At 57.5% G+C, this 13,210-nt stretch carries 11 protein-coding genes; 7 read left to right on the top strand and 4 right to left on the bottom strand.

The window, feature by feature from the left end; genetic code table 11:
* Positions 1-42 precede the first annotated feature (42 nt).
* Positions 43-1,989 carry a PTS 2-O-a-mannosyl-D-glycerate transporter subunit IIABC gene (gene mngA / locus I6L46_RS07860; protein ID WP_216977820.1) on the bottom strand — a complete coding sequence of 649 codons (1,947 nt, stop codon included), beginning with the start codon at positions 1,987-1,989 and terminating at the stop codon, positions 43-45.
* A gap of 246 nt (positions 1,990-2,235) precedes the next feature.
* Here mngA and I6L46_RS07855 point away from each other — a divergent pair, with 246 nt between their 5' ends.
* Positions 2,236-2,955 carry a GntR family transcriptional regulator gene (locus tag I6L46_RS07855; protein WP_069553902.1) on the top strand — a complete coding sequence of 240 codons (720 nt, stop codon included), beginning with the start codon at positions 2,236-2,238 and terminating at the stop codon, positions 2,953-2,955.
* Between the two features lie 114 nt (positions 2,956-3,069).
* Here I6L46_RS07855 and xseA read toward each other — a convergent pair whose 3' ends face one another.
* The gene (gene xseA / locus I6L46_RS07850) at positions 3,070-4,449 is read right to left on the bottom strand and encodes an exodeoxyribonuclease VII large subunit (protein WP_216977819.1); all 1,380 of its coding nucleotides are present in this window, start codon (positions 4,447-4,449) and stop codon (positions 3,070-3,072) included.
* 290 nt (positions 4,450-4,739) lie between these two features.
* On the opposite strand from xseA, the gene I6L46_RS07845 reads away from it, so the two are divergent.
* From I6L46_RS07845 to I6L46_RS07820, 6 genes are all read left to right on the top strand, one after another.
* A complete protein-coding gene (locus tag I6L46_RS07845; RefSeq protein WP_216977818.1) occupies positions 4,740-5,291 on the top strand; it encodes a cytochrome b in 552 nt (183 codons plus the stop codon).
* Between the two features lie 444 nt (positions 5,292-5,735).
* On the top strand, positions 5,736-7,199 hold the full coding sequence (gene guaB / locus I6L46_RS07840) for an IMP dehydrogenase (protein WP_005345006.1): 1,464 nt from the start codon (positions 5,736-5,738) through the stop codon (positions 7,197-7,199).
* An 84-nt stretch (positions 7,200-7,283) separates the two neighbouring features.
* Entirely contained in the window at positions 7,284-8,873 is a 1,590-nt protein-coding gene (guaA, locus tag I6L46_RS07835; RefSeq protein WP_129504193.1) for a glutamine-hydrolyzing GMP synthase, read from the top strand.
* 379 nt (positions 8,874-9,252) lie between these two features.
* A complete protein-coding gene (locus tag I6L46_RS07830) occupies positions 9,253-9,525 on the top strand; it encodes a hypothetical protein (protein ID WP_216977817.1) in 273 nt (90 codons plus the stop codon).
* Positions 9,526-9,924: 399 nt separating this feature from the next.
* A complete protein-coding gene (locus I6L46_RS07825; protein WP_216977816.1) occupies positions 9,925-10,365 on the top strand; it encodes a hypothetical protein in 441 nt (146 codons plus the stop codon).
* Positions 10,366-10,454: 89 nt separating this feature from the next.
* Entirely contained in the window at positions 10,455-11,180 is a 726-nt protein-coding gene (locus I6L46_RS07820; RefSeq protein WP_216977815.1) for a hypothetical protein, read from the top strand.
* Between the two features lie 311 nt (positions 11,181-11,491).
* Here I6L46_RS07820 and I6L46_RS07815 read toward each other — a convergent pair whose 3' ends face one another.
* On the bottom strand, positions 11,492-12,319 hold the full coding sequence (locus I6L46_RS07815) for a bifunctional transcriptional activator/DNA repair enzyme AdaA (protein WP_199415521.1): 828 nt from the start codon (positions 12,317-12,319) through the stop codon (positions 11,492-11,494).
* A gap of 51 nt (positions 12,320-12,370) precedes the next feature.
* Positions 12,371-13,135: an SDR family oxidoreductase gene (locus I6L46_RS07810; protein ID WP_216977814.1), complete on the bottom strand. Its 765-nt coding sequence runs from the start codon at positions 13,133-13,135 to the stop codon at positions 12,371-12,373.
* Between the last annotated feature and the right edge of the window lie 75 nt (positions 13,136-13,210).

The raw sequence follows: 13,210 nt of genomic DNA, 5'->3' as shown, positions 1-13,210 counted from the left end.
CGGAAAAATAGTCTGTTGAAAAAGCGGTGGTGAAGATGCGCCTTACTCTGCGGCGACCACCTGATAGGTGCCGCGCTGCATGGCGTGACGGCGCCAGCCGATCAGCACCACAGTGGAGATAAGGGTGCCCACCAGTGCCGCACCGAGCCAGACGGCGGCAGCCATCAGGGCGCCATGGCCGCCATCGTGGAGCAGGAAGAGGGAGAAGATGCCGGCTCCCGGGGTGGAGAGACCAATCCCCATGGCTCCCACCATGGCGCCGGTGACCACCGAGCCTGCGAGGAAGGAGCCGATCACCCGGATTGGATCTTCGATGGCCATCGGAATGGCGCCCTCGGTGATCCCCGCCAGCCCCAGCAGCCAGGTGGACTTGCCGGTCTCGATCTCGAAGGTCTGGAACAGGCGTGGCGCCAGCATGGTGGAGAAGGTGACGGTAAAGGCCGAGACCATCTTGACCGCGCCGAAGATGGCGTAGGGGCCGTAGACCCCGTTGGCCATGGCGCCGAGGCAGAAAGCGTAGGCCGCCTTGTTGACCGGGCCACCCAGGTCAAACGAGCACATAAAGCCGAGCAGGGCGCCCAGTACCAGCGCATTAGTGCCGGAGAGACCGTTGAGCCACTCGGTGAGGCTGTTGTTGAGCCAGGCTACCGGCTGGCCGATGACAAACAGCATCAGGCTGCCTGCCACCAGAGTGCCGATCACCGGATAGAGGTAAAAGGTGAGAAAGCCTTTGAAGTTGGGGCTAAGGCGCACATGCTGCTTGACCCAGCGCATCAGGTAACCGGCGATAAGACCACCGACCACGCCGCCGAGGAAGCCGGAGCCAATCATGTTGGCGGCCAGTCCCGCCGCAAAGCCCGGGCCCAGCGCCGGTTTGTCCGCCAGCGAATAGGCGGTATAGGCCGCCAGCACCGGTACCATCAGAGTGCCCAGCATGCCACCGCCCAGCTTGCGGTACATCCAGAGCCAGGAGTTCTCGGTATCAAACAGATGTTGCAGGCCGAAGATCTGGGCCAGCAGCACAGAGACGGCGAGCACGGTACCGCCCGCCACGATCAGCGGCACGGCAAAGGAGATGCCGCTCAGCAGCGCCTGCTTGAGCTCGGTCTTGAGGCTCACCTTCTTGCCGGTTGGCGCGTCGCTCTGGCTGGTGTTGGGCGTCGGGGCGGTGCGACCGGCCTTGGCCGCTTCCAGCGCGTCATTCAGGATCCGCTCGGCATGGCGGATGGGCTCGGCCACCGGCGTCTCGATCCGGGGGATACCGGCGAAACGCTCCTGCTCCTTGATGGCCACCTCGGCGGCGAAGATGCAGGCTACTGCAGCATCGAGCGCCTCTTGCGGCAGGCGATCCTCGATGCCGTTGGCACCCTGCTTCTCGACCAGTACCCGAATGCCCAGCTTGCGCCCCGCCTTTTCCAGATACTCGGCAGCCATATAGGTGTGGGCGATCCCCGCCGGACAGGCGGTGACACAGACCACTGTGGGTTGATTTGTATCTAAGTTGTCTTCTTTTGCTGGTTGCTTGCCGCTATCCCCTTCACCATCGAGCAGCGCCATCAGCTGCTCGGCACTCTGGGCCGCCAGCACTGCCTCGCGGGTATCGTCATCCACCAAGGCTGTAGTGAGGGTGGTGAGCAGCTGCATATGGGTCGAGCCCGCCTGATCGGTCGGGATCGCCAGCATGAAGATCAGGTTGACCGGCTCGGGGCCGTCGATCCCCTCCCAGCCCAGCTCCTCGCTTAAGGTTGCGACGGCAAAGGCCGCTTCGCGCACCGCATCGCACTTGCCGTGGGGCACCGCCAGCCCTTCGCCAAGGGCGGTGGGGCCCTGTGCCTCGCGGGCCATGACCGCGGCCAGAAAGGCGGCCTTGTCGTGCAGCTTGCCGGCCTGATCGAGCCGATCAGCCAGGGCATGAATGGCCGCATCCCGATCGGCAAACCGGGTTTGCAGCGTGATGAGATGGGGGCCGGTAAGACTGGTCAGATTCATGATGATCCTCTGTCAGGTTGGCTTGCCAGCAAGCCGTCATGGTGAAAGTGACAGCGATGCTAACAAACCGGCCGACTGATTTTTGTGAGTGGTATCATACAATTCATTATTTGTATTGTTTTTGTATTGTCTTGCCAAGGTGATTTGTTAGGTCAAATGGAGCGAGCCGTTTTGTCTGCCGGGCAACTGGGGTAGAATGGCGCCTCTTCCATTTATCATGGCGCAGAGCCGACGAGGTGGCCTTTCGTGTCGAAAAAACCCATGTATCGCCAGATAGCCGACACCATCCAGCAGTGGATTGCGCAAGGGGAGCTGGCCCCCGGCGATGCCCTGCCCACCGAAGCCGAGTTGCGCGAGCAGTTCGGGGTGAGCCGGGTGACGGTACGTCAGGCCCTCAAGCAGCTGACCGAACTCAACGTCATCGAGAGCATTCAGGGCAGCGGCAGCTACGTGCGGCAGGAGAAGGTGAACTACGACATCTATCAGCTCACCAGTCTCTACGAGAAGGTGACTGATCCGGCGGCCGAGACTCACAGCGACATTCTTGCCTTCGAGGTGATCAAGGCGAGCCGCGAGCTGGCCGAGCGGCTCAATCTGCTGGAAGGGGCGCTGGTCTACTACGTCAAGCGGGTGCGCTTTATTCGCCAGATCGCGGTAACGCTGGAGGAGACCTGGATGCCGCTCGCTCTCTTCCCCGATCTCAGCTACGCGGTGATGCAGGGCTCGAAGTACCACTACATCGAAGAGGTGAAGCAGCTGGTGATCGACCGCAGCGAGCAGGAGATCATTCCGGTGCTCCCCTCGGCTCAGGTAGTGGAGGCGCTCGGTATCGACCCGGCCAAGCCCATTATCGAGAAGGTCTCCCGTGGCTTCTTGCAAGATGGCACCGTGTTCGAGTTCAGTCGCAACTTCTTCAAGAGCGATGATTACAAGTTCACCCTGGTCGCCCGCCGCGCCAAGGGGTGAGGTCGCAAGCACCCGAGACCAAAAAGGCCAGCACCGTGTTTGCGGTGGTGGCCTTTGTTTTTGGCTGATTGCCGGGCTGAATAGCAGATTGGCTGGTGGTTTGATGCAGCCGATCTACTGCGCTGAGTCTTTGATAACTTGCTCGACCCGTACCTGCAGGCTCCCTTGCGCCAGAGTGGTAATGAGCTGATCGCCACTGTTGACCTGATCGGCACGGCTGATGACGTCGCCACGCGCAGTGCGGGTGATGGAGTAGCCGCGACCGAGAGTAGCGAGCGGGCTCACCCCGTCGAGGCGTGCGGTGAGCATGGCGAGGCGGTGACTAGCAAGGTCTTGCCGCTTGGCAATCAGGGCATGGAGTCGCTCCTCGGCCAGCTGATGGCGGCGCTTGCCAGCGGCCAGCAAGCGCTCCGGGCTCTTGCCATGCAGGCGCAGTTCAAGGTTGGTGAGGCGCCGCTCACCCTGATGCAGCCGCTGGCGCAGCAGTTGCTGCAAACGGCTGGAGAGTTCGTCGAGCCGCTGGGATTGCTGCTCCAGCCGCCGTTTCGGGTCCTGATGGTCGAGCCGTTTTTGCAGCAGGATGAAATCGTGGCGGGCGGTGGTCTGCTGGCGGCTCATCGCCTGCAGCAGTCGCTGTTTGAGGTGGGCGAGGCGCTGGATGCGGGCCTGATTGTCCGGCGCCACCAGCTCGGCGGCTGCCGACGGGGTAGGGGCGCGCAAGTCGGCGGCAAAGTCGCTGATGGTGACATCCACCTCGTGGCCCACTGCGCTCACCACAGGTATGGCTGAGTGGGCAATGGCGCGCGCCACCGCCTCTTCGTTAAAGCACCAGAGATCTTCAAGTGAGCCGCCGCCACGGCCGACGATCAGCACATCCACCTCGGCGCGCTGGTTCGCTTTGGCGATCGCCGCGACGATCTGGCTGATGGCGGCGCTCCCCTGTACCTGAGTCGGGTAGATAAAGAGCGGCAGATCCGGCGCGCGCCGTTTAAGCACCGTCAGCATATCGTGCAGGGCGGCTCCGGTGGCGGAGGTGATAAGGCCCACCGCCCGCGGTTCACGGGGCAGCGGCCGCTTGCGGCCTTCGTCAAACAGCCCCTCGGCGCCGAGGCGGCGCTTGAGCTCTTCAAAACGCAGGGCCAATACGCCGTCGCCCGCCGGCTGCATCGACTCGATGATCAGCTGGTAGTCGCCGCGCGGCTCATAGAGGGAGACCCGCGCCTGCACCAGCACCTGCATGCCATCCTGCGGGCGGAAGGCCACCCGCCGGTTGTTGCCCTTGAACATGGCGCAGCGCACCTGCGCCGACATGTCCTTAAGGGAGAAGTACCAGTGGCCAGAGCTTGGCATCGCCAGATTGGAGAGCTCGCCGGTCAGCCACACCAGCCCGAGATCCTGCTCCAGGAGCATGCGCACGGCGCTGTTGAGGCGGGTGACGGTAAAGACCTGCTGCTCGCGGCCGCTTGCCGCACTGGATGGGGGAAATCGGTTCAATGGCGTACCTGTGGTCTGCTCCGGTGGGGCCGGGATAAAACAATGGCCGCTATCTTAACCCGAAACAGGGAGAGGGCGTTAAGCAGGAGGCGCCAGCAGCAGAAAAGCAAGATTGGAAACGCTGCCGTTTATCCGGGCAGGCAATATGGCTCCCGATAAAAGTCCTCGCGCTTGCCTGCATCTGGCCGCGTTGCGGCTTGCCTAGATGCCGTTGATCTCTCAGGTGCTGCTGATGTTCACGGCGCCACCATCTTGACCAACGTTTACTCGCCCCCTGTTTGGAGTAGCTTATGAATCCCTCAACCCACTTAACTTTGACGACCCGTTTGCTGCACTGGTCGGTTGCCTTGCTGATGATTGGCCTGACCCTTGTCGGTTATCTGATGGTGAAATTTGAAATATGGGATCTCTATGCCCTGCATAAATCTCTGGGGGTGATTGCACTGATCTTGATCTTGCCCCGCGCCATTCTCCGCCTTGTTAGAGGGTGGCCTGAGCCTGTGCGTCAATATCCTGTTTACGAGGCATTGGCAGCCAGGGCGATCCACTGGGGCTTGCTGATTTCAACGCTGCTTATTCCGGTGTCCGGTCTCTGTTATTCCGCAGCGGCTGGCCGAGGTGTAGCGATATTTGGCTGGTCTATTATCCCGATGAATCCAGATATCCATGATCCTGCCAATGTGATTCCATTCAGTGAATCCGTTCGGGATATTGCTCACACAGCTCATATATATTTGCCATATGTCATGCTGGCATTTTTGTTGGTGCACATTGTCGGGGCGTTGAAACATCATCTGCTGGATAAAGATAATACCTTGCTGCGGATGGTGGGGAGAAAATAATAAAGAGAGACAACCCTTGTTGTGCCAGAAAATATATTTTGGCAGCGGGCGAAATTTATTATCCAGACCGAGCAAAGGAGATTGAGAAGAGAATGATACCGGTACGAGTGGTCGCCGCGAGGGCAAGAGACAATACAAGGACACAAGACAAGGGGAGGGTGGTCAGAGGCCGCTTGCTCCCTGAGCCCCTGTCGATCATCCCGTTGCATGGGGGTTGGGCTGTGTCGGCACCTACCGGTTTTGCATAAATCACCGGTTAGCCAACTCTTTTGCCCCGAAATAGCGCTTTTCGTACTGATAATCTTGGTTTTTTGGCGTTTTGGCCGCCTAAAAGAGGGCTATGCCATAAAAAATTCAAAAAACTTCTTTACCAGTGACCAATGCGTGAGTAAACTTCGTCGGCAATATTTTACACCCCCACTTCCTCAACGGTGAGATATTGCCATGCTCAGGATTGCCAAAGAAGCGTTAACCTTCGACGATGTACTGTTGGTTCCCGCCCACTCCGAAGTTCTTCCCAATACTGCCGATCTGCGTACCAAGCTGACCTCCGCCATCAGCTTGAACATCCCGATGATTTCCGCTGCCATGGACACAGTGACCGAAGCCCGTCTGGCTATCGCACTGGCACAGGAAGGCGGTATCGGCTTTATCCACAAGAACATGTCCATCGAGCAGCAGGCTGCCGAAGTGCGCAAGGTCAAGAAGTACGAGAGCGGCGTGGTCACTGACCCCGTCACCGTACGTCCTGACATGACCATCGCCCAAATCAAGGAGCTGAGCCACAAGAATGGCTTCGCCGGTTACCCTGTGGTGACTGACGGCAATCAGCTGGTCGGTATCATCACCGGCCGTGACGTGCGCTTCGTGATTGACCTCTCCCAGACCGTTGAACAGATCATGACCCAGAAAGATCGTCTGGTCACCGTGCGTGAAGGGGCCCCTCGTGAAGAGGTGGTTGCCCTGATGCAAAAGCACCGTATCGAAAAAGTGCTGGTGGTGAACGGCGACTTCAAACTCAAGGGCATGATCACCGTTAAAGATTTCCAGAAAGCCGAGCGCAAGCCGCACGCCTGTAAAGATGACAAGGGTCGTCTGCGGGTCGGTGCTGCGGTCGGTGCCGGTGCCGGTAACGAAGAGCGCGTTGCTGCGTTGGTGGAAGCCGGTGTTGACGTGCTGCTGATCGACTCCTCCCACGGCCACTCCCAGGGCGTACTGGATCGCATCAAGGCTACTCGCGACGCCTATCCGGATCTGCAGATTATCGGTGGCAACGTGGCGACCGCCGCGGGCGCCAAGGCGCTGGCTGCTGCCGGTGTCAACGCCGTCAAGGTCGGTATCGGCCCGGGCTCCATCTGTACTACCCGTATCGTGACCGGCGTGGGCGTGCCCCAGATCACCGCCATCTCCGACGCCGTTGATGCGCTGGAAGGCACCGGTATTCCGGTGATTGCCGACGGCGGTATCCGCTTCTCCGGCGACATCGCCAAGGCCATTGCCGCGGGCGCCAGCTGCGTCATGGTAGGTTCCATGTTCGCCGGTACTGAAGAAGCGCCGGGCGAGATCGAGCTCTATCAGGGTCGCTCCTTCAAATCCTACCGTGGTATGGGTTCTCTGGGCGCCATGTCCAAAGGCTCCAGTGACCGCTACTTCCAGACCGACAACGCCGCCGACAAGCTGGTGCCGGAAGGCATCGAAGGTCGCGTGCCGTACAAGGGTCGCCTCAAAGAGATCATCCACCAGCAGATGGGCGGCCTGCGCTCCTCCATGGGCCTGACCGGCAGCGCCACCATCGACGACATGCGCACCAAAGCTGAATTCGTGCGCATCTCCGGCGCCGGGATGAAAGAGTCCCACGTCCACGATGTGACCATTACCAAAGAAGCCCCCAACTATCGGATGGGCTGATAAAACGGGGCCCTGCGCCCCGTTTTTCCACCCTTTTTTTATCCCGTGCCCTTTGTGACAACATCAGCCTGATGCAGGAATAAAATGACTAAAGACATTCACCAGCACCGTATCCTTATCCTCGACTTCGGTTCCCAGTACACCCAGCTGATCGCCCGCCGCGTGCGCGAAATCGGCGTTTACTGCGAACTGTGGGCCTGGGACGTAACCGAAGAGCAGATCCGCGAATTCAATCCGAGCGGCATCATCCTCTCCGGCGGCCCCGAGTCCGTGACCGAAGCGGGCAGCCCGCGCGCCCCCGAGTATGTGTTCAACGCCGGTGTCCCTGTGTTCGGCATCTGCTATGGCATGCAGACCATGGCCGAGCAGCTGGGTGGCAAGGTGCAATCCTCCACCGAGCGTGAATTCGGTTACGCCAAGGTGGAAGTGCTGGGCGAAGCTGGCAAGAGCAGCGCCCTCTTGCGCAATATCGAAGATGCCATCGCCGACAACGGCAATGCCCTGCTGGATGTCTGGATGAGCCACGGTGACAAGGTCACCACCATTCCGGCCGACTTCACCACCATCGCCCAGACCCCGACCTGCCCGCACGCAGCCATGGCGTGTGAGGCCAAGCGCTTCTACGGCGTGCAGTTCCACCCGGAAGTAACCCACACCCGTCAGGGTGCCCGCATGCTGGAGCACTTCGTCAAAGATATCTGCGGCTGCGAATGCCTCTGGACCCCGGCCACCATCATCGACGACGCCGTCGCCCGCATCCGCGAGCAGGTGGGGGACGATGAAGTGATCCTCGGTCTCTCCGGTGGTGTCGACTCCTCCGTGGTCGCCATGCTGGTACACCGCGCCATCGGCGATCGCCTGACCTGCGTCTTCGTGGACAACGGTCTGCTGCGTCTGAATGAAGGCGAGCAGGTGATGGAGATGTTTGGTGACCACTTTGGTCTGAACATCATCAAGGTTGAAGCCGAAGATCGCTTCCTCTCTGCCCTGGCCGGTGTTGACGAGCCGGAAGCCAAGCGCAAGATCATTGGCCGCGTCTTCGTTGAAGTGTTTGATGATGAAGCGAAAAAGCTGAAAAACGCCAAGTGGCTGGCGCAAGGCACCATCTATCCGGACGTTATCGAATCCGCTGCCAGCAAGACCGGCAAAGCCCACGTCATCAAGTCTCACCACAACGTCGGCGGCCTGCCGGAAGAGATGAAGATGGGTCTGGTCGAGCCGCTGCGCGAGCTGTTCAAAGACGAAGTGCGCCGCGTTGGTCTTGAGCTGGGTCTGCCCTACGACATGCTCTACCGTCACCCGTTCCCGGGCCCGGGTCTGGGCGTGCGCGTCCTTGGCGAAGTGAAGAAAGAGTACTGCGATATTCTGCGCCGCGCCGATGCGGTCTTTATCGAAGAGCTGCGCAAAGCCGACCTCTACAACCAGGTCAGCCAGGCGTTCGCCGTCTTCCTGCCGGTGCGCTCCGTTGGCGTGATGGGCGATGGTCGCAAATATGACTGGGTCATTGCGCTTCGCGCCGTCGAGACCATCGACTTTATGACCGCCCACTGGGCACATCTGCCGTACGACTTCCTCGGTCACGTATCGAACCGCATCATCAACGAGATCAACGGTATCTCCCGCGTGGTGTACGACGTCTCCGGCAAGCCGCCTGCAACCATCGAATGGGAATAAGCGGCTCGCGCCCTTCTGCCCTTCGAGCATAAAAATGCAAAAAGACGCCCTTGAGGCGTCTTTTCTTTTCTCAATCGTTTGCGCAACACATCTTCTTTTTTCGAGCAGCTTTTTCGCCACCTTGCCCCTGTCATATGTGACAGGGGCATTTTTGCCATCCCGCACTAGGCTCTCTCATGCCAATTGAGCCCGCTGTCAACAGCGGCTTGTGGCTGGGGGGAGGGCTGATCCAGTTGCAGATAGCTGCGTAAATTTGCCCATCGTTATCGTGCCAACCGGCAGTGATGACACCCCGGTGGAGACCGGAAACCACTTGAATCAACGGGGCGCAGCCCGAACGGCCAAACGAGTCGGGATCATAGAGCACGGAGAGTTTGATATGTCAGAACAAGCAGTGTTGGTGGGTGGATGGACCGCATATTACAAGCTGACCGCCGAGGATCAGGCGGTATTTGATCAGGCGCTGAAAGGATTTGTCGGGGTGCAGTACGTACCCTTTGAAGTCTCCACTCAAGTGGTGGCTGGTACCAACTACCGCTTCAAGTGCAAGAGCACTGTGCCGCTTGCCAAACCGATCCATGGCGAAGCCGTGGTACAGATCTTCAAATCACTGGACGGGGATGCCCATATCACCTCCATTACCCCAATCTGATTGGGTGGTAGGGCAAGGCGGGGAGGGGGAAATCTCCTAGCCGGTTTGCTTCAAACCCTGAAAATAAGAAAGACGCCTTAGGGCGTCTTTCTTATTTCCACTACCAGTTACGTCTGATGTGTGGTCGGTATTTGTACTTATTGATTAATTTGTTGATCTTGCTCAGGAAACTATCATCTCACTATTTCCTTGTCTCTCCAGCTTGCTATGATTTTCGTTTAGCAACAGTTTGAGGATTACTGTTTAAAATCAAAGTAATGCCATAGATAAATAGCAGCAAGCTGGAGGCTATTCGGCAATTAAAGCAGCCGGACTTTTAAGGGGTGTTTTGCTATCTTATCGAATTAGTACCATATTCATTCCATCAGATTCACTGTTAGCGACAATGAGGTTTACATTATGTTCGAGCTAGAGAGTCCAAGAAGTCTTTTCGAAGAAATTCAAAGTGCGCTTACAGAGTACAACAGAAAACCTAATAGCAGGCTTTTTCTGTTTATAGTATTTTCTCTTAATCACTTAAGAGAGTGGATTGCTGGAAACGGTGCTAAAGAGGTTTATGATAAATCAAAAGCAGGGAAAGAACTCAGCGATGGAGAGGTTTTCTTACTAGAAATAGGTACGTTAAGTGAGTTTAACTTGGTCAGGTTATTGTGTAATAAAAGCAAACATATATCTGTAAGCTTACCATACGAGCTAACTACTTCTAGAGGCTTTCATGTTGGTAGCCCGTGCACTGACTCGCTTGACCAACTCTATTATACAATTGATGGTCTAGATTCACGACATGTGTTCTTTGTTGTTATGCAAAAATATAGTGAATGGTTTTTAAAGAACAACTAATAAGTGAATTTTTGTAGAATATAAAAAGTTGTGGTGTAAGCTCGAAATTTTACCTGTATGGTTAAAGCTTAAATATTAAGAGGTTTTAGATGACGGATAGGCGATGGGGAATAAATATTGATGTTGAAGGTTTTTCAAATTTATATGAGTCTGGTGAAGATAATCAAACTAGGGCGATCTTGGGGTTGAGTGAGCTAATGCATTCCATTATTCAACTAGGTATTCGAGTTTTTCCTGGCTCCCCCATTTCGAATGAAAGTGATAGGTTGTTTTCACATCAATTTGGTGATGGGTTTATCATAGTTTCAGATTATGAAGAAAGTGATGCCGGTCGAGCTATCGCAATAGCAGTAGCTTTAATGAGGCACATGTTAATTAATGGGTTCGCAACTAAAGCAGCAATATCAACGGGGAGCATGTCTGATATTAGCGGCTGTTACCCAAATGAGATGCGTGATGCGAAAGGAGGTATATTGCCTATGGGGGCGGGTTTGATGACCTCCATCCCTGTTATGGGGACAGCACTAACAAAAGCCCATAAACTTGGAAGTAGGGCCTCTGGATGTGTATTAATAGTAGATAAAACACAGTTTTCTACACTTCCCTCTGATCTTGTCTATAAGTCTGAGTCAAATTTGAGTTTCATTAATTGGCGTTCAGATATTAACTATTTGGCTAAAGGTTATGCTGCAAAAGCAGGCTTACAGTTTGGTACCAATGAGCAATTAAATGAACTATTCGATAATTACGTGAAAACGGAGCCCTGTCCTCCACAAAAATGGATAGCTGGTAGCCAAATCGAGGTGTCCACATAACAATTACAAGTGCTGTAGGGTGCAATGAAATTGCACCTCTACTTTTGTTTCTCATACCTTGCACAAAAGCCGCTCGGCAAATGGTGCAATGCGCTGAGCTTATTGCACCCTACGTCTTTTCGTAAATCCGCTGGGGTGGGGTGGCTAGGCACCATGTCTTGCCAAGGCAACAAAAGGGGCGATCTGCGCCCCGATTCTTCTGATCTCCCTGCTTTATATCGCCGTACGCTGTCTGGCGCTGTCTGATTGTTTGCTGACTCACCACCAACAGTTCTGTTTCTCCCCCATCAGGCGAGCAGAAAAGGCCACCTTCACTCATACCTCGCCGCTTCCCAGGCGTGTATCGCCTGTTTGCGGGTCTCGCCCCAGTGATAGCCGCCGAGTTTGCCGTTTTGCTGGATGACCCGGTGACAGGGGATCATCAAGGCGACGGGATTGGCGCCCACCGCTAGCCCCACGGCGCGGGCGGCTTTGGGGTTGCCGACGGCGTTCGCCACCTGGGCGTAGCTCACCACCTTGGCGGGCGGGATCTGCAGCAGCGCCCGCCAGACGCTGATCTGAAAGTTGGTGCCGCTCACGTGCAGCGAGATGGGGCGATCCGGCGCCTTGCTGCCATCGAACATGGTGTTGATGACCCCTTGAGTGCGTGATGGTGCTTCTTGCAGCGTTGCCGCAGGCCAGCTGCGGGCGAGGTCGGCCAGTGGCGCCTCTGGGGCCTTGTCATCGAGAAACGAGAAGTTGCACACCCCCCGCGGGGTCAGGGCGACGAACGCCTGACCGAAGGGGGTGTCGTGCACCCCGTGATCGATAACCAGCCCGGCCCCGCGCTGCTTGTACTCGCCCGGCGTTACCGCTTCGAGCTGCACGAAGTGATCGTAGAGCCGCGAGCCGCTGCTAAGGCCCAGGGTATCTGCCACCTCAAGCAGGGGGCGCGACTCCTGCAGCAGCGCCTTGGCCCGCTCCAGGGTCAGCACCTGCAGATAGCGTTTGGGCGTCACTCCGGCCCAGCGGCTGAACAGCCGCTGGAAGTGAAAGGGACTTAAGTGAACGTGCGCCGCTATCTCGTCCAGAGTGGGTTGGCGCTCCACCTGACTTGCGATAAAACGGATGGCATCGGCGATGCGGGCGTAATCAGACATAAGGCGCTCTCACGATAAGTTTGCGGTCGCAGTGTGTTGGGGGCGACAACATCATGTGCGACAAATAGATACCCCACCATCGGCCAGCAAGGCAATGCCGGTGGTAAAGCTGGATGCATCGGACGCGAGATAGAGGGCCGAGCGGGCGATCTCCTCCGGTTGGGCCAGCCGTTTGAGGGCATGCATATTCTGCACAAAGGCGAGACTCTCTGGCGTATCGGTAAAGGCCCGCCCCATGGCGGTGTCGGTGCCCCCCGGCAGCAGGGCGTTGACCCGCACCCCTTGTGCCCCATACTCGGCGGCCAGCACCCGGGTCAGGCCGATGAGGCCCGCCTTGCTCGCCGCATAGGCCGCCATGCCGGGCAGCCCTAGGGTATGGCCGACAAAGGTGGAGGTAAAGATAAGCGAGCCGCCGCCGCGCGCATGCATGGCGGGGATCTGGTACTTGGCTCCCACAAAGGCGCTGGTGAGGTTGGTATCCAGAATTTCCTGCCACTGCGCCAATTCAAGCTCCTTTACGCTGCCCGGCGTGCCTGTGGTACCGGCGTTGTTGAAGGCGATATCGAGCCCGCCGAAACGGGTTAGCGCGAGCTCCACCAGATCGCGGGCGTAACTCTCGCTTTTCACATCTCCCGCCAGACTCACCGCCTGGCCCCCCTCATGGCGGATCTCCTCCACCAGTAGATCCAGCTCGGGCTGGCGGCGGGCGCCGACGACGACGCTGGCCCCTTCGCGGGCAAACAGGATGGCGCTGGCGCGACCGATGCCGGAGCTGGCGCCGGTGATGATGGCGACCTTGTTGGACAGTAATGACATGGCAGTTCCCTCGCAGGTGTGTTGTGCGCCAGCTAAGTGGCTCACAAGGTTGGCTGTGGGTTGGAACTCCAATAG

The organism is Aeromonas sp. FDAARGOS 1416, from assembly GCF_019048085.1.
Lineage (GTDB): Bacteria > Pseudomonadota > Gammaproteobacteria > Enterobacterales > Aeromonadaceae > Aeromonas > Aeromonas veronii.
This window is presented reverse-complemented; position numbering and strand designations above follow the sequence as displayed.

What these genes read in the sequence shown, in the direction of transcription:
- mngA (WP_216977820.1), bottom strand. Translation starts at nt 1,989, where the DNA reads ATGAATCTGACCAGTCTTACCGGCCCCCATCTCATCACGCTGCAAACC.
- I6L46_RS07820 (WP_216977815.1), top strand. Translation starts at nt 10,455, where the DNA reads ATGACGGATAGGCGATGGGGAATAAATATTGATGTTGAAGGTTTTTCA.
- I6L46_RS07810 (WP_216977814.1), bottom strand. Translation starts at nt 13,135, where the DNA reads ATGTCATTACTGTCCAACAAGGTCGCCATCATCACCGGCGCCAGCTCC.
- I6L46_RS07830 (WP_216977817.1), top strand. Translation starts at nt 9,253, where the DNA reads ATGTCAGAACAAGCAGTGTTGGTGGGTGGATGGACCGCATATTACAAG.
- I6L46_RS07825 (WP_216977816.1), top strand. Translation starts at nt 9,925, where the DNA reads ATGTTCGAGCTAGAGAGTCCAAGAAGTCTTTTCGAAGAAATTCAAAGT.
- I6L46_RS07845 (WP_216977818.1), top strand. Translation starts at nt 4,740, where the DNA reads ATGAATCCCTCAACCCACTTAACTTTGACGACCCGTTTGCTGCACTGG.
- I6L46_RS07815 (WP_199415521.1), bottom strand. Translation starts at nt 12,319, where the DNA reads ATGTCTGATTACGCCCGCATCGCCGATGCCATCCGTTTTATCGCAAGT.
- guaB (WP_005345006.1), top strand. Translation starts at nt 5,736, where the DNA reads ATGCTCAGGATTGCCAAAGAAGCGTTAACCTTCGACGATGTACTGTTG.
- guaA (WP_129504193.1), top strand. Translation starts at nt 7,284, where the DNA reads ATGACTAAAGACATTCACCAGCACCGTATCCTTATCCTCGACTTCGGT.